Source organism: Sediminibacterium sp. FW305-C-49, from assembly GCF_058231085.1.
Genome location: NZ_JBIQXS010000002.1, coordinates 565,527 through 591,268, shown reverse-complemented (window position 1 = coordinate 591,268; position 25,742 = coordinate 565,527). Strand labels below are relative to the sequence as shown.

The 25,742-nt window shown below is 41.5% G+C and carries 24 protein-coding genes and 1 tRNA gene; 17 read left to right on the top strand and 8 right to left on the bottom strand.

Going from position 1 to position 25,742, the window contains the following annotated elements:
- Positions 1-20 precede the first annotated feature (20 nt).
- From ACH3Z1_RS09940 to ACH3Z1_RS09930, 3 genes are read left to right on the top strand one after another with little or no spacing between them, the layout of a single operon-like run.
- A complete protein-coding gene (locus ACH3Z1_RS09940; protein ID WP_490821777.1) occupies positions 21-974 on the top strand; it encodes a hypothetical protein in 954 nt (317 codons plus the stop codon).
- A gap of 27 nt (positions 975-1,001) precedes the next feature.
- Positions 1,002-1,214: a hypothetical protein gene (locus ACH3Z1_RS09935; RefSeq protein WP_490821776.1), complete on the top strand. Its 213-nt coding sequence runs from the start codon at positions 1,002-1,004 to the stop codon at positions 1,212-1,214.
- A gap of 47 nt (positions 1,215-1,261) precedes the next feature.
- Complete coding sequence (locus ACH3Z1_RS09930; protein ID WP_490821775.1) at positions 1,262-1,723, top strand: hypothetical protein; 462 nt, start codon at positions 1,262-1,264, stop codon at positions 1,721-1,723.
- Between the two features lie 54 nt (positions 1,724-1,777).
- On the opposite strand, the gene ACH3Z1_RS09925 is transcribed toward ACH3Z1_RS09930, so the two are convergent.
- Positions 1,778-1,948: a hypothetical protein gene (locus ACH3Z1_RS09925; RefSeq protein WP_490821774.1), complete on the bottom strand. Its 171-nt coding sequence runs from the start codon at positions 1,946-1,948 to the stop codon at positions 1,778-1,780.
- Positions 1,949-2,111: 163 nt separating this feature from the next.
- Between ACH3Z1_RS09925 and ACH3Z1_RS09920 the strand changes: the two genes are divergently transcribed.
- From ACH3Z1_RS09920 to ACH3Z1_RS09865, 12 genes are all read left to right on the top strand, one after another.
- Positions 2,112-2,540, top strand: coding sequence for a hypothetical protein (locus ACH3Z1_RS09920; protein ID WP_490821773.1), 429 nt, complete (start codon positions 2,112-2,114; stop codon positions 2,538-2,540).
- On the top strand, positions 2,518-5,799 hold the full coding sequence (locus tag ACH3Z1_RS09915; protein ID WP_490821772.1) for a coiled-coil domain-containing protein: 3,282 nt from the start codon (positions 2,518-2,520) through the stop codon (positions 5,797-5,799). The genes ACH3Z1_RS09920 and ACH3Z1_RS09915 overlap by 23 nt, the downstream gene beginning before the upstream one ends.
- A gap of 74 nt (positions 5,800-5,873) precedes the next feature.
- The gene (locus ACH3Z1_RS09910) at positions 5,874-7,922 is read left to right on the top strand and encodes a hypothetical protein (RefSeq protein ID WP_490821771.1); all 2,049 of its coding nucleotides are present in this window, start codon (positions 5,874-5,876) and stop codon (positions 7,920-7,922) included.
- A complete protein-coding gene (locus ACH3Z1_RS09905; RefSeq protein WP_490821770.1) occupies positions 7,922-8,845 on the top strand; it encodes a hypothetical protein in 924 nt (307 codons plus the stop codon). The genes ACH3Z1_RS09910 and ACH3Z1_RS09905 overlap by 1 nt, the downstream gene beginning before the upstream one ends.
- A gap of 86 nt (positions 8,846-8,931) precedes the next feature.
- Positions 8,932-10,284: a hypothetical protein gene (locus tag ACH3Z1_RS09900; RefSeq protein ID WP_490821769.1), complete on the top strand. Its 1,353-nt coding sequence runs from the start codon at positions 8,932-8,934 to the stop codon at positions 10,282-10,284.
- A 40-nt stretch (positions 10,285-10,324) separates the two neighbouring features.
- Positions 10,325-10,843, top strand: a complete 519-nt coding sequence (locus ACH3Z1_RS09895) for a phage holin family protein (protein ID WP_490821768.1) — start codon at positions 10,325-10,327, stop codon at positions 10,841-10,843.
- Complete coding sequence (locus ACH3Z1_RS09890) at positions 10,840-11,364, top strand: hypothetical protein (protein WP_490821767.1); 525 nt, start codon at positions 10,840-10,842, stop codon at positions 11,362-11,364. Before ACH3Z1_RS09895 ends, ACH3Z1_RS09890 begins: the two co-directional genes overlap by 4 nt.
- The gene (locus ACH3Z1_RS09885) at positions 11,351-11,953 is read left to right on the top strand and encodes a hypothetical protein (protein ID WP_490821766.1); all 603 of its coding nucleotides are present in this window, start codon (positions 11,351-11,353) and stop codon (positions 11,951-11,953) included. The genes ACH3Z1_RS09890 and ACH3Z1_RS09885 overlap by 14 nt, the downstream gene beginning before the upstream one ends.
- 75 nt (positions 11,954-12,028) lie before the next feature.
- The gene (locus tag ACH3Z1_RS09880) at positions 12,029-14,923 is read left to right on the top strand and encodes a tail fiber domain-containing protein (protein WP_490821765.1); all 2,895 of its coding nucleotides are present in this window, start codon (positions 12,029-12,031) and stop codon (positions 14,921-14,923) included.
- Positions 14,904-15,752 carry a hypothetical protein gene (locus tag ACH3Z1_RS09875; RefSeq protein ID WP_490821764.1) on the top strand — a complete coding sequence of 283 codons (849 nt, stop codon included), beginning with the start codon at positions 14,904-14,906 and terminating at the stop codon, positions 15,750-15,752. Before ACH3Z1_RS09880 ends, ACH3Z1_RS09875 begins: the two co-directional genes overlap by 20 nt.
- 9 nt (positions 15,753-15,761) lie before the next feature.
- A complete protein-coding gene (locus ACH3Z1_RS09870) occupies positions 15,762-16,253 on the top strand; it encodes a hypothetical protein (RefSeq protein ID WP_490821763.1) in 492 nt (163 codons plus the stop codon).
- A 146-nt stretch (positions 16,254-16,399) separates the two neighbouring features.
- Positions 16,400-16,876, top strand: coding sequence for a JAB domain-containing protein (locus ACH3Z1_RS09865; protein WP_490821762.1), 477 nt, complete (start codon positions 16,400-16,402; stop codon positions 16,874-16,876).
- On the opposite strand, the gene ACH3Z1_RS09860 is transcribed toward ACH3Z1_RS09865, so the two are convergent.
- Positions 16,877-18,094 (bottom strand): phage integrase SAM-like domain-containing protein, encoded by a 1,218-nt coding sequence (locus ACH3Z1_RS09860; protein ID WP_490821761.1) that lies wholly within the window; start codon positions 18,092-18,094, stop codon positions 16,877-16,879.
- A 170-nt stretch (positions 18,095-18,264) separates the two neighbouring features.
- Positions 18,265-18,338, bottom strand: a tRNA-Asp gene (locus tag ACH3Z1_RS09855).
- A gap of 126 nt (positions 18,339-18,464) precedes the next feature.
- Here ACH3Z1_RS09855 and ACH3Z1_RS09850 point away from each other — a divergent pair.
- On the top strand, positions 18,465-19,442 hold the full coding sequence (locus ACH3Z1_RS09850) for an acetyl-CoA carboxylase carboxyltransferase subunit alpha (protein WP_490821760.1): 978 nt from the start codon (positions 18,465-18,467) through the stop codon (positions 19,440-19,442).
- A gap of 69 nt (positions 19,443-19,511) precedes the next feature.
- Positions 19,512-20,393 carry a 4-hydroxy-tetrahydrodipicolinate synthase gene (gene dapA, locus ACH3Z1_RS09845; RefSeq protein ID WP_490821759.1) on the top strand — a complete coding sequence of 294 codons (882 nt, stop codon included), beginning with the start codon at positions 19,512-19,514 and terminating at the stop codon, positions 20,391-20,393.
- 103 nt (positions 20,394-20,496) lie between these two features.
- On the opposite strand, the gene ACH3Z1_RS09840 is transcribed toward dapA, so the two are convergent.
- Genes ACH3Z1_RS09840 through galK form a run of 5 tightly spaced genes read right to left on the bottom strand, consistent with a single transcriptional unit; the run spans position 20,497 to position 25,636 of the window.
- Positions 20,497-20,700 (bottom strand): hypothetical protein, encoded by a 204-nt coding sequence (locus ACH3Z1_RS09840; RefSeq protein ID WP_490821758.1) that lies wholly within the window; start codon positions 20,698-20,700, stop codon positions 20,497-20,499.
- Positions 20,701-20,717: 17 nt separating this feature from the next.
- The gene (locus ACH3Z1_RS09835) at positions 20,718-22,370 is read right to left on the bottom strand and encodes a sodium:solute symporter family protein (protein WP_490821757.1); all 1,653 of its coding nucleotides are present in this window, start codon (positions 22,368-22,370) and stop codon (positions 20,718-20,720) included.
- 10 nt (positions 22,371-22,380) lie between these two features.
- A complete protein-coding gene (galE, locus tag ACH3Z1_RS09830; protein ID WP_490821756.1) occupies positions 22,381-23,406 on the bottom strand; it encodes a UDP-glucose 4-epimerase GalE in 1,026 nt (341 codons plus the stop codon).
- Positions 23,407-23,409: 3 nt separating this feature from the next.
- Positions 23,410-24,462: a UDP-glucose--hexose-1-phosphate uridylyltransferase gene (locus tag ACH3Z1_RS09825; protein ID WP_490821755.1), complete on the bottom strand. Its 1,053-nt coding sequence runs from the start codon at positions 24,460-24,462 to the stop codon at positions 23,410-23,412.
- Positions 24,463-24,466: 4 nt separating this feature from the next.
- Positions 24,467-25,636, bottom strand: a complete 1,170-nt coding sequence (gene galK / locus ACH3Z1_RS09820) for a galactokinase (protein ID WP_490821754.1) — start codon at positions 25,634-25,636, stop codon at positions 24,467-24,469.
- Positions 25,637-25,742 lie beyond the last annotated feature (106 nt).

Here is a 25,742-nt window from a genome sequence, read left to right as displayed (position 1 = left end):
CCCGATAAAAAATTTCAATCATGAGTTTATCATTATGCGGCAGCGTAGGCGCCAATACAGGAGATGTGCTGTGCGCTAAATCAAAAGGAGTGCTGAGAAAAATCGGCATCTTTAACGGTGCGGTTGCATCAGCAGATTACGCAGATGAATCAACATTCCATTCGAAGCTTGTCGCTAATGCCAAGCTCCCAAAAGCATCTGCAAATAAATTATTCATCCTGGGCAGCGCAGAAGACATCGCCGACAATTCAGAAGCCAATGCTTCCGGTTCACTGAATCAGGGCTTCTCTGTAGTGCTGCGTGAAGGGCGTCCTGTTTACACCGTAAAAATGTTTGGCAGTGCTGCATTGCTCAAACAATTGCGTAAGTTCAACAACACCACTGTTCGCGTGCTTGAATATGATGCAAACGGTACTTGGTGGGGAACGAAAACAGGTACAAACTTCATTGGCTATAAGGCAAAACTGTTCTTTTCCGGTGGTAAAGCGGCTACTGGACAGAATGTGGAAGAAGGTGTTATCACCTTCACACTGTCTATCCTTGACGTAGCTGAGTATGTTGACCAGTCCTACTACATGGATTGCGCTAATAGCGATATCGATGATATCGTAGGCCTTATCGATGCCCAGCTCACTTATATATCCAAGGCTTCGAATGTATATAAGGTATCAATGATCGTTGATACAGCTAACCTGGCAGGTGGTAAGAACATTTACGATGATTTTGGTGTTGCAATCGCTGCCCTTTCTGCGAGTTTCTCAGCGGGTACCGGTACAGGTTATACCACATCTTTGACCATTACATCAATAGCTGTGGATTCAACGCTCAAGGCGCTAACTGTTACATTCGATAGCACTGCGTTTAATGCACTCGATGCAGGAACAAAAATCAAACTGTCTGGTCCTACACCTGCACAGTTAGATGCGGGTAGCGTTCCTGAGATCGAGCTGTTGCCGGTGATCCTGACAAAATAATAGTTGATAACCTTTAAATCTAAAACCATGTTTATCAACTTCGAGGGTATCTATTTCAACAAGTCGTTTATTGCTGGTTTGACCATCACTAAACTAAAAGAAGAGGCTGAGGCTTCTGGATGGTTTGAAGGGGACCCTAACAAGACAGATAAGCTCAAAGAGCTACGTAAACTTTGTTCTTCTTCCGATAAGGATCTTCCTGATGAAGAAGATGGACAAGGGGCGGTTATTGGTGAATAACAATCACGGGAAGCGGTTTTATTATCGCTTCCCTTCCCTTTTTACAAATGTCAACAATCAAAGCACTATATGATAGGTTCCGCAAGCTCGATACTGATGCAATAGCATTAGTGTCGGTAGAGCAGACAAAGGATGCCCTGGCTGATATCAACGTAGAGCAAATGAACAAGGGTATCAGAAGTGACGGAAGCGAGATAGGACCATCGTATCAGAGCGAAGAATATGCAGAGATGAAGAATGCCATGAATCCGCTTCCGGGATATGGAGTGCCAGATTTAAGGGTAACCGGTGCTTTTCAAGAAGGTGTTTATGTGAATGTGGGAAGTGATGGAAAGTTAAGCTATGGAAGTACCGATGAAAAGGGAGAAGATCTCGAGGAGAAGTATAGTAAAAGAAACGGAAGTATTTACGGTCTTTCAATACCATATAAGCGCGAGTATCTGGACAATGCTCTTCGTCCAGCCTTCTCTAAAGGAATACAGGCCGCAACCGGCCTTAAAATAAAATAAATGAGCTGCGAGCACTGCTTCAATTCTGGACGTGGTTTAAACGAGAAATTAGAATCAATGATCGCCAAAGCCAAACAGTATGCGGTTAGGGAAAAGAAAACAGTTATTGTCTACCAAGAGGGACTCGATTTTAACTACATCGAGTACGACATCGCCATCTCCCAGCAATACCCAATCGTGCAGGTGGTATCGCAATATCCATGAACTCCCACTTCGAATATTCATCGAAGTATCTGTTAATAAAAATTATTCTGCTCTCACTATCGAAGGGTTCCCGTCTGCAGAAGATCTGATTAATGCATGGGAAGTAATAAAAATTGAATATGCCGAGGCAATTGGTAACAATGAGCACCGTCTATACATATCGCTTGTAAAAGAAGTGGCTAAGATGGAGTCAACACTTGAGTGTATCAATATCGCCGCAAACGCCTTAATGAGAGGTTATTACAAACCACTTGCCGATGAACTTAATCAGATGGTAGGCAGCAAGTTCCCATTTGATTGGAATGACCAGAAAACCTATCAGGGATATCTGCAAAAATGCCTTAACAGAAGCAAGGCCTTGAAACTTCGCATTGATCTAAAAAAAATCAGTCTTGCATCTATGCAGGAGGCTTTCGAGAAAAAAGCTAAAAGCGGTAAAAATGAGGTTTCCGTCGCGTATTTCCAATCTATACTTATTACACTTAGTGACCATGCCAGGTATGTCATAGCTGATACGATCAGCACGTTTGAATTCTGCGAACGAATCAAGAGGCTCAATGATTACATAGAACACTTAAAAAAGCATCATCATGTCAGAGGAGCTCATAGATAGGTACATTGACCGGAAAACGATCAAGGACGATACAGACTTTATGACTACACAGTTAAAAGCTGTGTATGATCAATTCCTGCGTATCAAGGCAGTGAAGCTGGACATGAATGCAGATAAAACATTCAAGCAGGTGGCTGATAGTGTTAAGAAATTGAAGACGGAGGAGGATGAGCTTATTAAAATCAGCAACCAGGTAGAAGAAACATACAGGAAAAGAATGGCCCTGGAGAGCCAACAGGCTAAAATGCTTGCCGAAGAAAAGGAACTGTTGCGTCAGCGTAATGCTGAACTAAAGAACCAGGTCCGTGAAGAAAATGCTGCTGCCGGCTCTCTTGAGCAGTTAAGAGCAACACTTATCAGATTGAATAAAGAGTATGATAATCTGAGCAAGGATGACAGGTCCTCTGCTATTGGTAAAGACCTGCAGAAGACTATCATGGCAGTTAGTACTGAACTTAATCAGCTTGAACAGGGAACAAATAGATTTGGGCGAAATGTAGGTAACTACTCAGGGTCTGTGAAAGTGTTAGAGAGTGCCCTTCGCGAAGTAAAAAGTAAAATGGATGAGTTTACAAACTCAGGGAATGCTAATGCGAATGTGCTGGAGAGATTGCAGCAAGAAGAGGCTTTGTTAAATGAGATATTGAACAGTACTGCTGGTGGATTTGTCTCGATGCGTCAGGAGATCAAAGAGAACCAGGTTGCGATAGAACAGTTATCGCAGATATACGGAGAAGATTCAGAGATCGTCCGTGAATTAATACTCGAGAATGGAAAGCTGCGTGATTCATTTGCTGATCTGAAGGCTACTCAAAAATCAGTGGGCTCTGATACTTTTGTTTTTGATGGCCTGCTTCAATCAGCTCAGGCGCTTGCGGGAATGTATGGAGCTGCCACCGGTGCCGCTGCGCTCTTCGGAGATGAGAACGAGGATCTGCAAAAACAGATGCAAAAGCTAATGGCTGTCATGGCCATTGTTCAAGGCGTACAGGCGACTGTAAATGCTTTGCAGAAAGAGGGTGCAGCTATTCAATTATTTTATGCGACAAAAACAAAAATTGCTGCTGCAGCGCAAGGGGTACTCACCTTTGCCATGGCTGGCACGACTGCTGCCGCTAAAGCTTTAAGAACCGCTCTTCTCTTAACGGGTATTGGGGCCGTGCTTTTTTTATTGACCTCATTTACCGAAGCCGCTATTGAAGCATCTGATGCAACAGAAGACCAGGCTGAAGCACAGGAAAAATTGAACGAAAAACTCAAAGATTTCCGCAACAGATTGCAGGATGTAATTGATATGAGTGAGAAATTTCGCAATGCAAAGGAGAATGGATTGAATCAATTACGTCGCGAAGCTGCGCTTCTGGATGCCAGTGGTAATAAACAAGGGGCCTATTTGAAAGAACAGGCAGTTTTACAAGAAGAAATCAATAATCTATACACTAAGAGGGCTTCATTTACCAAGGCTGATTTTGCTACTCAGGAAGAATATGCGGCATTCATGACCGATGTCACCGAGCAGATAAAGGACAAGCAGAACCAGATCGCAGTTAATAATATTGAAAACAATAATCGGATCAGTCAAGAAGCGAAGAAGCTGGCTGACAAACTGAAGCAGATTCAGGACCAGTTATCCAAGTTTAATAATGAGAGTAAGCGAAAAGAACTGGAGGCGAATTTCAAGATAACCCAGGCCAACCTGGAGTATTTGCAGAAAGCAAATGAATTTGTTGTTGATAATGAGGAGAGAACATTGAATGATCGCCTCGATGCGCTTGAGAAGGCTTCTGATATAAGGGCTCAGATTATCACTGGAGAGAAGAATTTTGCGATCAAAGCATTGGAAGATCAGGCAGTGGCTGATAAAGAATCCATCCTGCAGCGTAAGCTCACCGATAAGGAGAGAAACGAGGTTCTCAAAGGACTGACCAAGCAACGCCTGTTGATAGAGACCAATGCTGAGATTCAATTACTCGAGTTAACTAAGTCAAGTGGAAGGAAGCGAACCGAGTTGATTAAAAGTGATCTGGAAAAAGCTGCAAAAGATGAAGAAGAGGCCTTCCAAAAACGTCTCGCAAAACAACAGTTGCAGACAGCCCAACAAGCTGAAGCTACAGCGACTGCATTTGCAGATGAGATAATAGCGTTGAATGGGCAACTTCAAAAGAAAAACCTGACTGTTGAGGAGTATGGTAGACAACGTTCTGCTATAGAACTCAAGTATACTAACCAGGCTATTGAGAACGGAATTGCAGAAGCCGAACGACTGATTTCTCTTTACAAAGATGGTACAACCGAAAGAGCAAATGCAGAACAGAAACTCGCAGATCTTCGTAAGCAGCTTTCAGATGCCAATATAGCGGTTGCTACAGCAGAAACCACTAAGCTGAAACAGCTCTATACTGATCTGTATAGTTCTCTGACCAGCCTGATAAGTGAACTGGTATCTGGTAGTTTTGAGGCCCAGAAAAATGCGATTCAGGACCAGATCGATGCAACTGAGGCAAAGAAGCAAAAGGATATTGAGCTTGCCAATCAGACAATTGTTAATGAACAGGATAAGGCAGCAGCTATTTCTGTTATTACTGCTAAAGCTGATGCGGAAAAAGCCCAGGCTGTTCTTCGTCAAAGACAACTTGATCAACAAGCTGCAAGGTTTGAGCGAGATTTTAAAGGCTTCCAGATTGCGACTTCTACGGTAGAGGCAATTGCGAAGATTAAGGCCAATATTGCGGTATTGTTATCTAATCCGCTTACAGCTCCATATGCAGCAGTAGCCGCGGCTCAAATACCAATTACCATCGCTGTAGGTGCTGCCCAACTTGCGGCATTATTTGCTAAGCCGATTCCTAAGTATGCTACTGGTAAAGATGATAATTATGAAGGTTTTGCGTTCGTCGGAGATGGTGGCAAGCATGAGGTGATTGAGCGTGAGGATGGAAGAATAGAAGTAACACCTGATACCGACACACTTACCTACGTCGGTTCTGGCGATCGAATCTACTCATCCATTGATAAGTGGAGAGATCATGCTTTTAATAATGCCTTAAACAAAACAGTGAATTTTGATTACAGCCTCGTAAATAATGACCGGTACATGAAAGAAATGGTAGACACTGCCAAACGAGAAGGGAGATTAACCAGGGCCGCTATTGCAAACAAAAAGGAGTTACACCTAAACTCAAGCAAAGGGGATATTAGAGCTGTAGTTAAAAGTGCACAAGACACGCTTTCTTGGATCAATGACCAAACCCAATTTTAATGCCAGGACCCGAATACATATTTATGCTAAAAAACCCCGATACGGGGCTTTACTATTATTGGGAGAATAATATAATGAAGACGCAAGCTACTCCGGTTGCACTCAATTTTTCTCCTGATAGTTGGGATAAAATATTTAAGGAAGAGAAGCGAAACATGAACCTGTTTGGCGTTGCCCGGACTTTCTCTTCTGATGACCTTGGCTTTGTGTATGATGGAGCAGAGATAATTCGCTCACTTCTGTTGAAAAGCGGCGTTGGAATTGAATCTGGCTGCACTTTTGAAATTTATATCCGAACCCTGCAGATCGAGGGAGATGAATATGTGTACTTATACAAATACCTACATGGTAACGAACTTGACTTTACTACCTGCAGGCGAAGTGATTCGAATGATGGTTACAAAATGAACATCAAGCAGATTGAAGGCGGTCCAGTAAAACTGCTTGCCAATAAAATCAATAGTGAATATGAGATCCCGTGTAACAAAAACACCCCCGGAGCTGTAGCGGTAAATATGGATGGGATAGAGTTCACAGATTCCTTAAAGTTTGCTGTAGTTGAGATAACAAGCAACCTACGTACCTATACTATCCCACTTGTATTTATAAATGAGGATGGCGATTCTGTGGGTATTTACAAATCAGATCAACAGTATGAGTCAATCTTTCAAAGTAATGTGGCCACAGATATTGACAACTATGTAAAGAACAGTTCAAACTATTTTTTTACATCGCAGAAAGACATAATCATATCCGCTTCTGGCAAGCTGACAATACAGAATAATAACCCGATTCCAAATACCGTATCAATATTTTTTTCAGTAAGCAGGTCTATCTCCGGAAATCCATACCACATGATATTCCAGGTTGCGAATAATTACGTAATCAATGGCATGACTACGGTGGACCTACCTATTACTGGTAATATTCACCTGCAGGCAGGGGATAAATTGTTTCTTATTTTCAATAACACTTCAACAGGAGGGTTTTTTACATCCAGTCCTTTAAAATACCTGCAGACAGATATCGTTTTCCAATTTAACACACGTTACAATGCAAGTGTCATCTACGGCCGTACCTTATATGATGTGTTCGCCGAGCTTACTGCAAAGATGAGTAGTAGTGTATACCAGGCTGTATCATCTTTATTGCAGGAAAATGACGATTACATACTTATATCTGGAGATGCTGTTCGGGGATTGGAGAGTGCGGTTATAAAAACTACCATGCAGAAGTATTTTAATTCGGTAAATACATTGTTGAATGTTGGCATGAATGCTACTGATAATGCTTTTGAGATCAAGCCAAAAGCTGAATATTTTAAGTATTCAAACCCAGTTCATCTTGGTCGCGTTCGTAGTTTCAAATGGTCTATTCGCACAGATATACTGGCCGTAAGTCTAAAAATTGGATATCCCAATCAATCAAATGGTAATCTTTCTATCAATGGTAAACAAGACTTTAACTGCACTCAGGTTTACAATCTGCCATTCACCAGAATAAACAACATACTCAGTATTGTAAGTGATTACAGAGCTGATTGTTATGGCCTTGAATTCCTGCGTATAAGCACAGATGGTAAAGACACAAGTGATACAAGCAGTGATAACAGTGTGTTTATTGTCCGGATTGATCGTGATAGTGTAAATCCGGATGGATCATACAACCTATACCGGGTACCTTACACAAGCGTAACAGGATTGATCGCTCCTGACAGTGTTTTTAATCTTGAGGATATGACACCAAAGTCATTACTCAAGAAACATGGAAATTATTTGCGTTCCATCTGTTGGGGCCGTGAAAATCAAAACATTGAATTTAGTACCGGTGATAAAAACTACCTGGTTAAAAAAATACGAAACAGTGTTACTGTTCAGGAAAACGCTGATCAGGCTATCAGTCAATTGGACTCTCCCCTATTCTACCCCATCCAGTTTGAAATTGAGAGTGATTTGGGCAACGATCTGCTCGGGGTTTCTGCCGATTGTTATTCATTCGAGGATGAATATGGTCAGTTATGGAAAGGCTTCCCTATGACAAGTAAGATACCGGTAAAAGGAAACGATATAGCCACATTCACCCTGATGGCTGCTCCTGATAATGACTTAAACAAACTACCATAATGGCAAATCAATTATTTGTTCCTTATCTCAACCCCCTGAACTTCATAGATGAGAATATGGATCAGGATCCTCGTTATGCTACTAAGCAGATCGACGATTACCAGATCGAGGATAGGGTACTCGGATTTCAGCAAAGTGTTCGATTTAATCAAGTGTGGACTGCTAATGATATCATAAAAATACAGATTGAGAGCAATTACGATCCCATACAAGTAACACTATACGACTGCGAGAACCAGGTTGTCGTGTCTCAATCTTTGTTATACAAGCTGAAGAATAAGTATAACCCATTGATGCGTGTCTATGAAGCACTGATTCCGCTCACTGGTATTGAGCCCGGAGAGTATTATATTAAGATTGAATGCGGATCTCCTGTGCAAAAGACGTTACAATCAAACCGTTTTGAGATTATTGAAAGCGTAGAAGATACCTTACTTTTGGAGTACCAGAACAATTCGTTCTATGGTGGAGTTATTTTTGAAACAGGAATACTTTTTTCAATGCGAGTGCAAGGTTATCTTACAGGTTTCGCTCCGGCAAGTAAAGATGTGTTGTATGAAGATCAGGCAATGAATCAAACTATTCTTAATAGTAAGCCATTCAGAACATTTAAACTGGAGTGTGGAGGATCTGCAGGTATTCCACCTGAAATGGGCGATAAGTTGAACTGGATACTTGGATGTGACAATGTTTCCTGCGATGGCAAGCTGATAGCAAAAGCAGAGGGGGCTAAGTGGGAAGTAAAAGAAGAAGAAGGCTATCCAATGTTCGGTTACTCAATAGATGTAAGAGAAGCTTTGCGAAGAGATAGCAAGGTCTTCCTCAGCTCCGGAGACAATACTAAAAAGCTTCTGCTGGTGCACGATGTAGAAAGTAAAGGATTTGGCGGCAACAGCGTGGTACCGATAATAGAACTGGAGTAAAGCATCTAATAGACTTACTGGTAAAAAATTTTAGAACCTAAATAAGGTCAGCTCACTTTAATAGTGAAGCTGGCCTTTTTTGTTTTATGGCAAATGCAAAATTTTCAATTGGTCAGGTGAGTATTTCGCAGAAACTGCGAATAATTGCCCGCGAGGTGTCAAACCCCCTTGTCGAATCCGCCAACATGCTTTATGATGCCCCGCATCCTACTCAGCGTGATATCATAATAGATGATCTGAATCCGGTACCACACTACTTTGATTTTTACGAAACCCCTGGTGGCGCCACTGTCGGAACATTGCTTTCTACATTTATCATTGATGTCGGTCTTATCAGTAGTAATTCATTCGAATATCATGAGATTGTAGTAGATGGTGCAGGCGAGAATGATCCAGCTCAGGGAACGAGTGAATATAATAACACGTCCCTTGTTAACGTCAATTCAATGATGGTTTTTCAGCGTGGTATTGGTCCAAGGAATATTCTCGATGAATGGGAGCTGATAGTTACAGGTGGATTCAGGCTACTAAATGGAGAGGTGTTCAACGCTGATGATCGCTGGTATGTGATAGTGTCAAAAAAAGCTACACAGCAGGTTACTGTTACCGGTAAGGCAATATTTTCTGATATCATTTCAAAAAGTGCAGATGAAACGATCGCTACAACAGACTTCAATAAACTAATTGAATCAGCCAGTAGTGCAAATATTCTGACCCTCACGTTGCCTGCATTTGCCTCTATTCCTGATAGTACCTTGTTCGGATTCAGTACACGATCTGCAGGCACTCAGAGATATATGGCTATAGTCCTGCCTGCCGGCACATCTTGCCGTTTCCTGGGCGCTGATAGAGATAAGCTATATCTGGGTAAAGATGAGATAATCTGCGTAATGAAGAAAGGTTCTGCGCTCCATGTGCTGTGGGCAGATGGCGACTTCAATCGCATTGGTGAGATAGTGTATAGTGATAAAGCCCCAATAAATGGAATAGCAGAAACAGGTGGATGGTTTAACCAGGCTGACTATCCAAGATTCTTTGGATGGTATGTGAATGGAATACCAGTGGGGCAGCTTGGTACTTATACCTATCCCGCAACACCAGCAGCAAATGATATTGCAAAGTTTGCTATTGATAACGTAAATGGGAAGTTCTGGCTTCCTGATAGTGGAGGCTTATTCATTCGCAGTACTGACCCTAACGGTGATATCGATACTGAACGTTCATCGGGCGATCGGTATTCTGGTACCAGACAAGCAAGTCAAAACCTTGCACACACACATAATATAAATACAGGCGACGCACACGGTCTTTCAGATAATGCGAATGATAGGTCTGTAATGGTACCGCAAACACCAGGTAATGCTAAAACATCTACGTCAAATGGAGGAGCTGAGGCGAGACCGCAGAACGTTAACAGAAATGCTTATCGGATCATTTAACAATAAATAGTAACAACATTCCTCACTTAAAACAGGGGACATGAAAAATCATCTTAACACACAAAACATGAAAACTACACTACTTTTTGCCGGCGCCTTTACTTTTTTGAATGTTCGTCTGAACATCTTGCCAAGCATTGATCTTTTGGTAATAATGGGTATTGCAATCGGCATTGATTTTCTTACTGGTATATTAAAAGCCGTAATTCTACATAAGGCACGAACCAGTGAAGGTTATCGAAAAACAGTTGTTAAGTTCTTACAATACGGAGGTGCTGTAATCGTAGGTGTAGGGCTAAAGTATGTGGCTGCAAAGAATGAAGATCTTGCCCAAATTGGTCCGGTAATTTCTTATTTGACAAACGGATTGGTTGCTTTTATCATTTTTATCGAGTGTACATCTGTGCTCGAGAACATCTATGCTGTAGATAAGACTACCCCATTCAGCAGGTATCTTATAAAGCCTCTGCTTTCCATTCTAACATTCCAAATTAAAACCAACCCGGTCGTTAAACTCGAAGAGAAGAGCGATCAGGTTAATAAGGAGACGACTGTATGAGACAGATTAATCATCATCTTAAACCATGGCTGGCAATAATTTTTGTTGCGCTGGCACTATTTATAACTGGTATCATTCTTTCATCCTGCAATGTTACCAAACGCACTAAAAGCACTATCAAGATAGATAATGCTCGTGTCGTAATTACAGATACTGTAAGGGTAACAAAGATTGATACCTCGACCGTTTATTCTGAAGTAAACGAGTATCATGTAAAAACAATTGAATTGTTTGATACGATAAGGACCACAAAAGATAGTGTTATTACATACTTAAAGAAGCGAATACTTTATACAGATAGCTTCATTAATCGGACCAGTATCAATTATGGAATAACTACCGATAGTTCTGCGTCTAAGAATTCTGACAGCGCTCACCTGCAGAAAAAAGCTGATGGTACAGAAGTGAATAAAAAAAGGATACCATGGTATTTCTATTTGATCGCTGGAGGATTCATCTTCTTTTTTTGGTATACCAGGGATAATAAACCTAAACCCAAAGACAACAATGGCATCAATTAAATTAATAGAGGGTATTTATCATGACTTATGGAACAAGATGGTTATTCGTCCTGAATGGGCAGGCGTTGCCTTGCAGATTGAAGCACAGCTATTTTCTAAGCGCAGAATTTATCAGGCGATCGCTGATCGTGTTAATGCCCGTATGCCATGGTACTTCGTTGGTATCCTTGATGTAATGGAGGCTGGCGGTACTGCATCAAAGCACCTGCATAATGGAGACAGCCTTGTAAGGCGCACAGTTAATGTACCTGCCGGCAGACCCATAGCTGAGCCAATGAACGGTGTGAAAGCTCCTTATACTTTTTTGGAAAGTGCCATAGATGCATTGCATTTAAAAGGGTGTCATGTTCAAACATCCTGGTCTTTGGAAAGAATGCTTTCTCGTTTGGAGAGATACAACGGCCTTGGTTACGCTAAGCGTGGAATATATACACCTTATCTCTGGTCTGGAACCAATTACTATAGTAAGGGAAAGTTTGTAAAAGATGGTGTGTTTGACCCAAAGGCAATAAGTAAACAAGTTGGAGCTGCTGTGATATTAAGATATATAACCGATCGCACTACTGGTAGTAGCGATTCAGCAAAATAGGTTTTTCTCAAGCATTTGTTTTGTTTTTGGCCCGGGGTTTCTACCCTGGGCATTTCTAAAAATTAAAATATCGTTATGAAGCGGATTATTTTTTTTCTGGTAGCGCTGATCTCATGCGCTTCTGCATTTGGACAATTTACCCCGCAGTGGACACCGGTCATTAATAATGATCAGAGAGTAAGAAGTATCTGGCCACAGAAATTATTGATGCTTCCTTCAGACACTGTTACTGTAAAACTGGAGGGCTCATTCGCGTATTTAAATGGCTCTCTTTACTATAAGACTGCTACTAAGTGGGAGTCTCTGGTGAGTGGATACTTACAGACATTTATGGGCAGGAATAATGTCAACGCTGTTCTAACTCATGATGATATAGTTTCTGTGCTCGGTTACAATCCTGATACTCTTGCAACCAGGTACAAGGTTCAGCTCGATTCGATCTATCTAAAATCTCAGATAGATCTGAAACTAAATATTTCGGATACATCCGCAATGCTTAATCCTGGGTATGTGCGATCCTTGCGCTTTATTGATTCCCTGTTCAATTTAAGAGCCGGTATTAACACCAAGCTGGCCATAACGGATGCTGCAAGTATTTATACAACTATTAGCCGAACAATAGATTCACTCGCTGCATTACAGGCACGAATACAGACAAAGGAGCCGTTGATTACGGCTGGTACTACTGGCCAATACTGGAGGGGTGATAAGAGCTGGCAAACATTAGATAAAGCTGCTGTTGGTTTATCCAATGTACCAAATACGGATGCTACGAATGCTTCCAATATCGGTTCCGGTACTCTTCCTGATGCCAGGCTATCGGGGAATGTCACGCTTCAAGGTAATAGCTTCAATGCGGCCAATCAGTTAGTAAAGCTGGATGGATCAGGCAAGCTACCCACTTCAACTATTCCTTCATTGGCTTTGGTAGAAACCTTTGTTGTAAATAGCCAGGCGGCCATGCTTGCACTATCTGCACAGATGGGTGATGTGGCTGTAAGGACAGACAATGATAAGTCGTATATACTGCAAGCGGAGCCAGCAAGTACATTAAGCAACTGGGTGCAATTACTTACTCCATCGAGCGAAGCTGATCCTGTTTATACGGCATCCACCTGGTACAGCACAACGAATAATTCGGGTAACTGGAATACAGCATATTCATGGGGTAATCATGCAAGTGCTGGTTATGCGATGGCCAGTCGAACAATTACTATCAATGGCACTACATACGATCTTACAGCCAACAGATCATGGAGCGTTGGCACAGTTACAAGTGTTGGATTAACGTTGCCAACAGGATTAACCGTTTCCGGTTCTCCAATTACCACCAGCGGAACTTTGGCGGTTTCTTTACAATCTGGTTATTCAATTCCAACAACATCATCGCAAACAAATTGGGATGCAGCATATAACGATAAGATCAATTCAATAACATTTTCAGCCTCTACATTAACACTCACGCAGCAAGACGGCGGAACAGTTACGCAGTCGGTACCGCAATTCAATCAAAATACAACCGGATATTCCCGTTCACTTAATGACGGAACAAGTACATTCAGCGTGGATTGGCAGGGTTCAGCTTCCTCAATAAACAATATGATTGTTTTTGATGGAAGTAATAACATTAAATACGCCCCTGCTTCAACTGTTCAATCGTTTTTAGGACTTGGTTCTAATGCGTACACTTCAACAGCTTATTTGCCGTTAACAGGCGGCACGCTTACAGGTGCATTGAGTGGAACGACTTTTGATTTTACACGTATAACATCAAACGCAACAGAGGTAAGATTAAAGGGGGATATTGTTGGCAATGTGGATAACGCATACGATGTCGGTTCTTCGTCTTTAAGAATAAGAGATGGCTGGTTTTCAAGAAACATGTATATAAATGGCAACGTAGGCATAGGTACTACTTCGCCAAATGTTAAGCTTGAAACAGTTGGGGCCGGAGCATTAATTGGCGGTACTGCTTATAATGTTTCAAGAGTGCTTCAGGATAAAACAGATTACAGAGGTGTTGGTTTTGGGTATGACGCTTCCGGCCAAATAGGTATTATTTTTCCTGAAACACCGAGCGCAGCTTCAATACTTGCATTTTGGAACTATAATGGTTCTGCATGGGGGGAGATGGCGAGATTTACTGGTGGGAGAAGATTCCTTGTCAACACAACCACAGACGATGGAAGTAGTATAGGGCAGTTTAATGGGCAACTTTTAGCACAAAATTTGAAACTTGATGCAGCTTCTGCTAACGGTAGTGGTCGTGCTGAATTATTTTCATCCGGTACACGTTTTGGTGCTTACGGAACAGGCAACTGGGCTTTAGGTGATGGGACTACAGATTTCTCGTTTTTAGCAGAAACAGGTAGAGGCTTTAAATTTGCAGTTGATGGATCAAGTACCGTAAGACTTGCGATATCTTCCGCAGGTGTTGTTACTGTATCAAACTACTTAGTATCAGGTTATTTACAGGCATCCGGCGCAACGGGGCTTTTGGTATTAACTTCTTCAAGTTGGGGCGCAAATAGTGAAGTAAGAAATAATACAGATATAAACGGCGGGTCTGGTGGTGATTATATGACTTTCAAAAATCCAACTGGTAAAGGTTTTTCTTGGACTGTTAACGGAGCATCTGTCGCAAACTTATCAGCAGGTGGTACGATTACTGCAACCGGTGATGTAATTGCCTATTCAACTTCTGATCGCCGATTAAAAAATAATATCAGATCAATCACAAACGCATTAGCGACTGTAGAACGTATAGGCGGCTACTCGTATGACTGGAACAGCAAACAAGATGTGTACAGTGGCCATGATTATGGTGTGTTGGCACAGGAGATAGAAATCATTATGCCCGAAGCCGTGATAACCAGGCCAAACGGTTACAAAGCCGTTAAGTACGAAAGGCTGATCCCCCTATTAATTCAAGCAATCAAAGAACTTAAATATGAACTGGATAAAAGGTAGTCTTCTGATCGCTTTCATTGCGATCTGTGCAGCGTTTTCATTCAAGAGAGTATATGTCGGTTTGCCCACTTCCGGGGAGATAACTATGGACATGATCCGGGCGGAGCTTGGTGTACCATCTCAGGCAAATTTCAGCCTCGACAATGCACGGGATGGCGTTTATGCGCCTCTTAATCCTTACAGCCCATACCTGCCACCATTCACCGGCCAGGTTAAATTAACAGACTGGTATGGCTATTGTCATACATGCACAACGATATATAGCCACACTGTTTACTACGCTGATGGATTTTCTGGCGGGTTCGCTTCTGCATCAGATGCGTGTTCTGGTACCAGGTCATACCCGGTCACAGTGTATAGCAGCTCCTCTACATTGGCAGCAAGTTCAACTCTTTACATACTCTCTTCTGGAAGATATTATCAGTTTATAGTAGACGACACAGATCAGTGGGTTTATTCAAACACTGGATCGAAGCCTATACAGATGAATGGAAGCAATACAATCTCGACTGTTGGAGGGTGTAGCTACAACGTCAACTGGTCGTTTGATAATAGTGCCGGAAGCATATACACGACACTTTACATATACAAGAATGGATCAATTGTATTGAGCCGTGATTTTTCAGACTCAGGAACAATATCATTCGACCCCGGTGATACTATTCGTGTGTATTTGGCCAAAACAGGAACGGATGGTTATACCAATTCCGTTGTAATTACTGGCGGGTATTCATTCAGCTCCAGTAATTCAAGCGACACCGATATAGACACCGGTACTCAGACGCCATCCAATACAACAGTAACCATAACAGCATCAGTTACCAATTAAAACAACAATATGAAAAAAACAATCCTTCTGGCCATAGCGGCCACACTTGCATTGACAACATTCGCACAGACAAAAAAAGATGTAAATGACTCTACAATGAAGTTAGAGCCTTTTGCGAAAGTATTGCCATCTAAAGGGGGTGGTTCACAGCCAATGTTAATGATGGCAACCAGAGATGGTAAAGTATCTGTTAATGCACATCCAGAAAGCGACACATTAAGAATTAACGCAGCCGGTATGTTGGCAATTCAGGATGGCGATAAATTTGTTTACCTCGATGCCGGTGTTGTTCGTGAAATTGCTAAGCAATACAAACAGGGTTCGGTTGCTCTTGTGGTTCCGCTCCAATGGATAGTGGCCAATTATCAGTACCTGGATAATTCAAATGGTGGCCTCAGTAAAAAGCAGGTAGAAGAACTGCAGCAGCCACTTGCGCAGTATTACCAGTATTACATGTATGTGATGCAACAGCAAAGGCAGCAATCGCAGCAAAAAAACTGATGATAAAGGGGGTTAATTAATATTAACCCCCTTTTTTTGTTTAGACTATAATTTATGCTAAGATTTATGGGTGGCATTGTAGTTAACTCGTTGAGTGTTATATTGTTATCCCCCCGCTTTTGCTAACCCTTAAATTCTAAGCAACAATGAAGCGAAACAACGCACAGGCGCCTCAGTTATTCCCATTGGAGGCACAACTACCTCAGTTGACTGTTGACTTCAAACCACTGGCCACTGACTTGTATGTCAAAGACAGCCATGAAGCATTCTCTTTGTTTTCCCGTTATTGGGAAGATAGCATCTACTTGCAGGAAAAGGTTTATGCTATCTTCATGAATAACGCAAGACTGTTTCATGGATGTAAGATTCTTGCAGCAGGATCTTATCGCTCTTGTGACTTTGATGAGGCTTTGTTGTATGGCCTTGCCCTTGCAAGCCGTTCTACAAAAATCATTATTGCCCACAACCACACAACCGGCAAAACCCAGCCAAGCGAACGGGACAAGGTTACAACTCAGAGGGTAAAAGACGGATGCGATTTATTGGGGATTAAATTGGTTGATCATCTTATCATCGGCCTGAATAGCTATTACAGCTTTGCAGATAATGATATAGTACTCTGATCACATAATGTTATTGAGTTTAGATGCTTCACTATGCAGCTTTGATTGTTTCAAATGCCGGTAGACCTTTAAAGTTCTGTCGCTTTTAACGCCAAGAATTGCTTTTGCAGCAGCATCCTCGATGTTGGCGTCTACAAGGAAAGAACCCATTGTATGTCTGCCAACGTGAGAGGTTAAATGTACCGATAGTCCCGCATGTGCAGCTATTAACTTTAAGTGATTGTTGAATGTAGTACGGTATTTTTTCCCATCAGATGACGGCAGAGGAAGAGAAAGGGTTTTATCCATGTATCTCCTCTGCCGTTCATTTCCAATAGGCACCTGAGCTTTGTTATTATAACGTCTCGTCTTATGCGGCTTGAATACCAGGTCTCCGGCATCATTAAACATCATATCATCAAGGAGCATTGCATCACTTATACGCATACCTGTTACACACATAGCCAGATATCTCCATCCAATGCGATACGTAATATCTTCCATTATATATCGCTTTTCATTCAGAGTGTCCTCAATCTTCTGAACCTGGTCCAGCTCAAGCCACTTTATCTTTTCGTCATCTTGCTCATAAGTTCCGACTCCGAATTTTGGGAATGGATTATTATCTGGTAGTATGATTCCGTTTTTGATTGCTTCCTTATACACCATCTGCATAAAGGAAAATGTTTTCCATATACTATTAGGGTGCAAGGCCTTTCTTTTTATTCCATGAGGATCCTGCAGGTAGGATTTGTAAGATAAAAGCCACTCAACTGTAATTTTATTAAACTCGATTTCTGCTTGATATTCTGCCAATCGTTTTACCTCATCCCTATACCTACGCTTAGTATCTTCAGAATACGGATTCCCATCTTTTAAGCGCTTGTTTTCTATCACCCATTCTGCATAGTCAATAAAACTCTGCAGTCCCTTTTCAAGGCTTGCGTATTGTAGAATAATTTCCTTGTTTATAGGCAACTGCATGGCTTCCCTGCGCAGAAAAAAGCTTCTATGATTTCGCAGTTGCAGCTCTATTACTTCATTTATAAATACAGCATCCTGGTAACTACTCTTTACCCGTTTTTGACCGGCATCCCACATTTGCGGAGGGATCTTTTTGCCTGTGGCCTTTTGGGCAATTTTCTTGTTATTGAAATCAAAACTGATTGCGATCGGCGCCAGGCCTTGCTTGTTCGTTTTCCACGATAAAATAATCGGGTAGATGTTGTAGTTATTCATGTTCTCCTTTTTTGGGTGTGGTGTGGTAGTGATACGGGTGTGGTAAATCATGCAGAAAAACACACACAATAACACATAAATCCACTTTTGAAGGAGGAACATGGTTCCCTTAAAAGCAAGTGGGACGCTACATTGAGCGTCCCACAAAGGTTTCAGCTTTTTTAGCTGAGCGGACCGGACGGGACTCGAACCCGCGACCTCCGCCGTGACAGGGCGGCATTCTAACCAACTGAACTACCGATCCAAACCCTCAAAAACATCCTTTTCAGTCCGTTTTCGGGACGGCAAAGATAAGGGTAAAGACTTTTCATAAACAAATCTTTTCAGGAAAAAATCTGAACCCCTAATTTTACCGCTCTAAACGATCATTATGCCCCAATACCCAAACAGACAATTCCTTGATTTCGAGAACCCTATCAAGGAACTGTACGAACAAATTGAGGATACCAAAAAACTGGCCGAGAAGAACCCTAAAATAGATTACACCAATACCATCCAGCAACTGGAGGACTCTATCATTGAAAAAAGAAAAGAGATCACCAGGCACCTTACACCCTGGCAGCGTGTACAATTGAGCCGTCACCCCGACAGACCCTACACACTCAAGTACATCGATAAAATGTGTACCGATTTTGTAGAGCTCCATGGCGACCGCAATTTTAAAGATGATAAAGCCATGGTAGGTGGTTTTGCGAAACTCGATGGAGAAACTGTGATGTTTATTGGTCAGCAGAAAGGTACCAATACCAAACTGCGCCAGTTACGCAATTTCGGTATGGCCAATCCGGAAGGTTACCGAAAAGCATTACGCCTTATGCGCCTGGCTGAAAAATTCAATAAACCTGTTATTTGTCTGGTAGATACACCGGGTGCCTTCCCCGGATTAGAAGCAGAAGAGCGTGGACAGGGTGAAGCCATTGCCCGTAATATTTATGAAATGATTCGCCTGAAAGTTCCCGTGATTGTAGTGATCATCGGCGAAGGTGCTTCGGGTGGTGCCCTGGGTATTGGCGTGGGCGATAAAGTGCTGATGATGGAAAATACCTGGTACACCGTTATCTCTCCTGAAAGCTGTAGCTCCATTCTCTGGCGCAGTTGGGACAAAAAAGAAACAGCAGCAGAACAGTTACGTCTCACCGCTACAGATATGAAGGGTTTTGGACTGGTGGATGAAATTGTGCATGAACCTTTGGGTGGTGCACACTGGGATTATACAGAAGCGGCTGATATTTTAAAATCGTACCTGGTAAAAGCCCTGGCTGAAATCAGGAATATTGATCCGGCACAACGCATCAATAACCGTATTGAGAAATATGGTAAGATGGGATTCTGGGAAGAAGTGGGGTAGAAATGTCCAATAAGGAATAAGGAATAAAAAATAAGAAAGTAAGTTTCATCATTTAAAAGAGTCTTGATAATGTCTTTACAAACACAATTGAGAGGAACGGGGGTAGCATTGGTAACACCTTTTAATAAAGACCTGAGTGTAGATTTTGATGCACTGGGTAAGGTAATCGATGCTATGATTGGTGGAGGGGTAGAATATCTCATCACTTTAGGAACAACCGGAGAAACCCCCACCCTTGAGAAACAGGAGAAGAAGGACATTGTTAACTATACTTTTGAAAAAGTAGCAGGACGTGTTCCTGTAGTAGTTGGTGTAGGTGGTAACAGTACCAATGAAGTAGTGAAGGATCTAGGCTATTTTCCGCTGGATAAAGCGGCTGCCGTTTTAAGTGCGGCCCCTTATTATAACAAACCATCACAGGAAGGTATTTTTCAGCATTATAAAGCTGTAGCTGAAGCATCGCCTAAACCCGTTATTTTATATAATGTACCGGGAAGAACAGGTCGCAATATGAGTGCAGCTACTACCCTACGACTGGCGCATGAAATAGCCAATGTAGCAGGTATGAAAGAAGCCAGTGGCGATATGGTTCAGTGTATGGAAATCCTTCGCGATAAACCATCAGACTTTCTGGTTGTAAGTGGCGATGATGCCCTTGCCATGGCTCAGATTGCCTGTGGTATGGATGGTGTTATCAGTGTTGCTGCCAATGCTTTCCCAAAACAATTCTCCGATATGGTTCGTGCGGCATTGAAGCATGACTTTACAACAGCCAAGCAACTGAATGATCCCCTCTTAAAAGCCTATGACCTGATGTTTGCAGAAAACAATCCATCTGGTGTTAAGGCATTTATGTTTGAACAGGGTTTAATTCAGAATGAAGTACGCTTGCCTGTAGTACCACTAAGTAGTGGTTTACATCAATCTGTTAAACAATACCTCTCTAAGTAACCAGAGATATTATAATATCAAACTCTTGCATAAAAGATGATTGATTTTACTCAATCATCTTTTTTTATACTTCACTGCAGGGTAAGCTTGTAGAACAATCGCTTCAGTCTTCTGATGTGGAGGCATGGGAATAAGAAAGACGTATCATAATGATGCCAAAAACAAGATATACCAAACCACTCCACTTATTCACCGTTGGATGCATAGACGCATTTGTTACTGCTATAAAATGATAGGTGATGAGTATTACTCCCATACTCAGAAAAAAAAGACCAATGACAAAACGGAGATCAAACAGTTTTTTCATAGACGGAGAATAAAAGGTTAATAAAATATAATATTCAGTACCAGTGTAACTACGAGTAAAATAATACCAATGATGAGTGGGTTCTTATACCAGATTTTTTCTTTGCTTTTTTCCTGTTTTGTGAGGCTATACACCAACCCTACCAGGCTTTCTTCGGGTTTTGGTTTTGTAACCAAACTCACCAAAGCTGTGATGATAAAGCAAACAACAAAAGAAATCCAGGCGATATTAAATGCATGACTTGTTCCTGAATAATACTGATGAATATTGGCAATCCATCCCCCTTTGCCTTCTGCTGTGGTTAACCCATGTGTAATGGCAGCCGCCATTGTTCCTCCCAGCAAACCAAAGAATGCGCCATTTGCCGTTGCTCTTTTCCAAAACATTCCCAGGAAAAAAGTAGCAAATAATGGGGCGTTCACAAAACTGAACACCAGTTGTAATAAATCCATGATACTGTTAAAGCTGCGGGCTATATAAGCTGTTCCAATGGATATAAGAATACCAACTATTGTAGAGGCTTTTCCAACAAACAAATAATGTTTATCGGATGCATTCTTTTTAATGTATGCCTGGTAAATATCGAATGTAAATACAGTATTGAAGGCCGTTACATTACCCGCCATTCCCGACATGAAAGATGCAATTAATGCAGTAACTCCAATTCCAAGTATGCCGTTGGGGTACAATTTTGATAATAATACAGGCAATGCCATATTGTAATCGGTATCGCCGGATGCATTTACAGGCAATTCATAGCCGCTGTATTGATTTTGCAGCGCCAGTAAAATAATACCGGGTAAAATTACAATGACGGGCATCATAATCTTTGGCATGCTCGCAATAATGGGTGTTCGCTGTGCTTCGTTGAGGTTTTTTGCAATCATGGCTCGCTGTACCACCAGGAAATCGGTACACCAATATCCAAATGCCAGCACAAAGCCGAGACCAAACACCAGGCTAAAAGCATCAACTCCCATTGGATTGGTGGCAGCGTTGCCCATTCCCTTCCATATATGCAATTTTGCATCTTCTACATTGGCAATAATACCCTGAACACCTCCTGCTTTATCCATGCCCAATATAATAAGTGGTGCTATACCCAGTACAATCAAAAAGAACTGCAACACTTCATTGTAAACAGCGCTGGTTAGTCCACCCAGAAAAGTATAAATAAGCACAATACCTGCTGCAAGAAAAATAGACAGGTCAAAATCCCATCCCAGTGTAATCTGTAATAACATGGCCAAGGCATACAATGATACCCCTGATGAGAATACCGTCATTACAGCAAAGGAAATGGCATTCAATCCCCTTGTTTTTTCATCAAATCTTAAAGCCAGGTATTCAGGTACAGATCTTGCTTTACTGCCATAATAAAACGGCATCATAAAAATGCCGAGAAAAATCATGGCAAGTGCCGCACCTAACCAGTAAAAATGAGCTGTATATAATCCATATTTTACACCATTGGCTGCCATTCCCAAGACCTCCTGTGCACCTAAATTTGCTGAAATAAAAGCGAGCGAAGTGATCCATAATGGAATACTACGGTTGCTCATCAGAAAATCATTTCCGGTTTTCACTTTCTTCTTGAGCATATAACCAATGGCTATTACGAACAGAAAATAAATGGCAATGATGAGGTAATCGATGATTTGCAGTTTCATGTGATTAGTATTACATATTTGTATCAACAATATTTTTTTGCCATGCCCATGCTGAACTAACCATTTCCTTAAGCCCGAGTTCTGCTTCCCACCCTAAACCGGTTTTGGCTTTTGCCGGGTCGGCATATAAAACCATTGCATCACCCATACGTCTTTCTCCAAAAACATAATTCACTTTCACCTGATTGTATTGTTCAAATGCTTTGATTAATTCAAAAACGGATATGCCTTTACCCGTTGCTATATTATACACTTCATATGAATCTTTATTTTGAAACCCCAGTAACTTGTGACATGATTTCACATGTGCTTTTGCCAGGTCTACAACATGGATATAATCTCTTATACATGTACCATCTACTGTATCATAGTCATGCCCAAATACCGTTAATTGTTTTCTCACACCCGCTGCTACCTGTGTGATGTATGGCATCAGGTTATTGGGTACTCCTTTGGGTAATTCCCCAATCAAAGCCGAAGAATGAGCCCCGACAGGATTGAAATAACGAAGTGATATCACATTCATCAAACCTGCAGCAGCCGTCTTTTCGAGAATATCTTCACCCATTTGTTTGGTACTTCCGTAAGCAGAAAGTGTTTTTTTTAACGGAGCTTCTTCACGTACAGGTACCTGATCCGGATCACCGTACACAGTTGCAGAGGAGGAGAACACCATTCCGTTACAATGAAACTCCTGCATTGTCTCCAGAACAGTTACGAGTGATATTAAATTATTCCTATAGTATTTAAGGGGCTGGTGATATGATTCCCCTACAGCTTTATAAGCTGCAAAATGAATCACCAGCTCAATATTTTTTTCAGTGCTGAAAAGATGACGAACTGATTGCTTATCCGTCACATCAACCTGGTAAAATACAGGTCGTTTTCCTGTTATGGTTTCTATTCTGTCCAGGATAAAATTTTCAGCATTGCTTAAATCGTCTGCTACGACTACTTCATAACCTGACTGTATCAGCTCAACCACAGTATGTGATCCGATAAAACCCATTCCACCGGTTACCAAAATTTTAGGCATCATTTATCTGTTCACTTGTGTATAATGTATTTCAGTCATTTCCCTTAACCTGGCGGCTGCAAATTCCGGCGTGATATCACGTTGTGGATTCGCCATCATCTCATACCCCACCATAAATTTTTTAACTGTTGCTGATCGAAGCAAGGGTGGGTAAAAATGCATGTGCAGATGCCATTCAGGGTGTTTTCCATCGTTTACAGGTGCCTGATGAATACCCGCAGAATAAGGAAATGATATATTGAAGAGATTATCGTATCTCGTGGTAATTTTTTTAATAATACTTGCAAATGATTTTCTTTCTGCGTTCGTAAGTTGATCAACATACATCACATGTCTTTTGCTGATCAAAATTGTTTCATACGGCCATATTGCCCAGAACGGAACCAATACCACAAAGTCTTCGTTTTCGATAACAACTCGTTCTTTCAGTTCCAGTTCCAGTTCCATGTAGCTGGAAAGAAGACTTTGCTGTTTTTCCTGATAAAACTTTTGTTGCTGAAGCGTTTCCTTATATATCTCCAATGGAATAGCATTCTGCGACCATATCTGTCCATGTGGATGTGGGTTTGAACACCCCATGATATCGCCCTTATTCTCGAATATCTGTATATACGCAATGGTTGGATCTGCAGCAATAGCTGTAAATTCATTACACCAGCATTCAACCACTTTATATAGCTGTTCTTCACTCAACAGTGGCAAGGTGAGGCTATGATCGGGTGAAAAACTGATTACCCTGCATTTCCCTTTTGCACTGTCTGCTTTAATCAGGTCATTTATATTTATAGCACCTTCTGGCGTATCTGGCAATAACGCTGAGAAATCATTGGTAAAAGTGAATGGTTCAACGTATAGCGGGTTTGAGCTGCCATCTGCTCTTTTATTGCCCGGGCATAAATAACATGCAGGATCGTATGCAGGTCTTTCACTGTTGCTTACAGTTTCAACCTTCCCCTGCCATGGTCTTTTTGTGCGATGAGGAGATACCAATACCCAGTCACCAGTAAGAATATTGTAGCGGGTATGTGAATGTTCTTTTAAATCAAAATGCTGCATGATTTCAATATTGAACTATTTCGGTTCCATTTTCAATGGATGCGATATAACTACTTAATGGAAGCTGCATTTCGGCTTCATAAGCCGGTGTGATCTCTGACAACAACCGGTCTATTTCACTTTCCTTTACCAGGTTAATGGTGCATCCACCAAAACCGCCACCCATCATCCTGGCACCAATCACTTCTTTTCTGTTTTTTACAAAATCGATGAGCCAGTCCAATTCCTTACAACTCACATCATACATACGGCTTAATCCATCATGTGTATCAAACATTTTCTTACCCAGGGCTGTGAGATTCCCGTGCTGCAAATCCGTACAACCTTCTTCCAATCTTTTAATCTCCTGAGCAACAAATAAACTTCGCTGATAGATCAGCGGGTGATCCGCAGCCAGATACTGCTTAAGCATCCCTTCCGAAACATCCCTTAATGATTTTACCTCAGGCTCTTGCTGTTGTACTATTTCAACAGCCATATCACATTCCTGTCTGCGTGTATTGTATTCGGAGGAGGCCAGTGAATGTTTCACGTTTGTATTTAACAGCAACAGCTTAACCCCTTTTAAATAAAAAGGCACATATTCATACGACAGTGACCGGCAATCGAGTTTAATCACATGATCTTTTTTACCCATCATTGAAGCAAACTGATCCATGATGCCACACATCACTCCGGCAAATTCATGTTCGGCTTTCTGTGCCATTTTCACCATGTCTACTCTGTCAATGCTTGTTGACAACAGTTCATTTAATGCAAATACGGTAGCACATTCTACCGCTGCGGATGATGAAAGCCCTGCTCCAATAGGCACATCGCTGGTGAGCAAAGCATTAAACCCTTGAAATTGATTATTCATGTCTCTGAACTGCGCAGCAGCACCTAACATATAATTGGGCCAGCTAACATCGCCGATGGGTTTTAAGTCATCGACGTTAATTGAAAATTTTTCATTCAAATCATCAGCCACCAGATGTATTTCATTGTCTTTGCGCAACGAAATACCTATATAGGCAGCTTTATCAATTGCAGCAGGTAATACAAATCCGCTATTATAATCGGTATGTTCTCCGATGATATTTACTCTTCCGGGTGAACGCACTACTAAAGGCTCACCGGCATCGTCGAAGGATTCCTTGAATGCGGACCTGATTCTGTCTGTAACTTTATTCATGCTGGTTTGGTATGGCACAGGTTAATACCATCCTTCTAAAATAGAAGGCATTAACCTGTACTTTTTTTTCTGCTAAATAGTTTATGACTAAATATGTCCGGTTCGT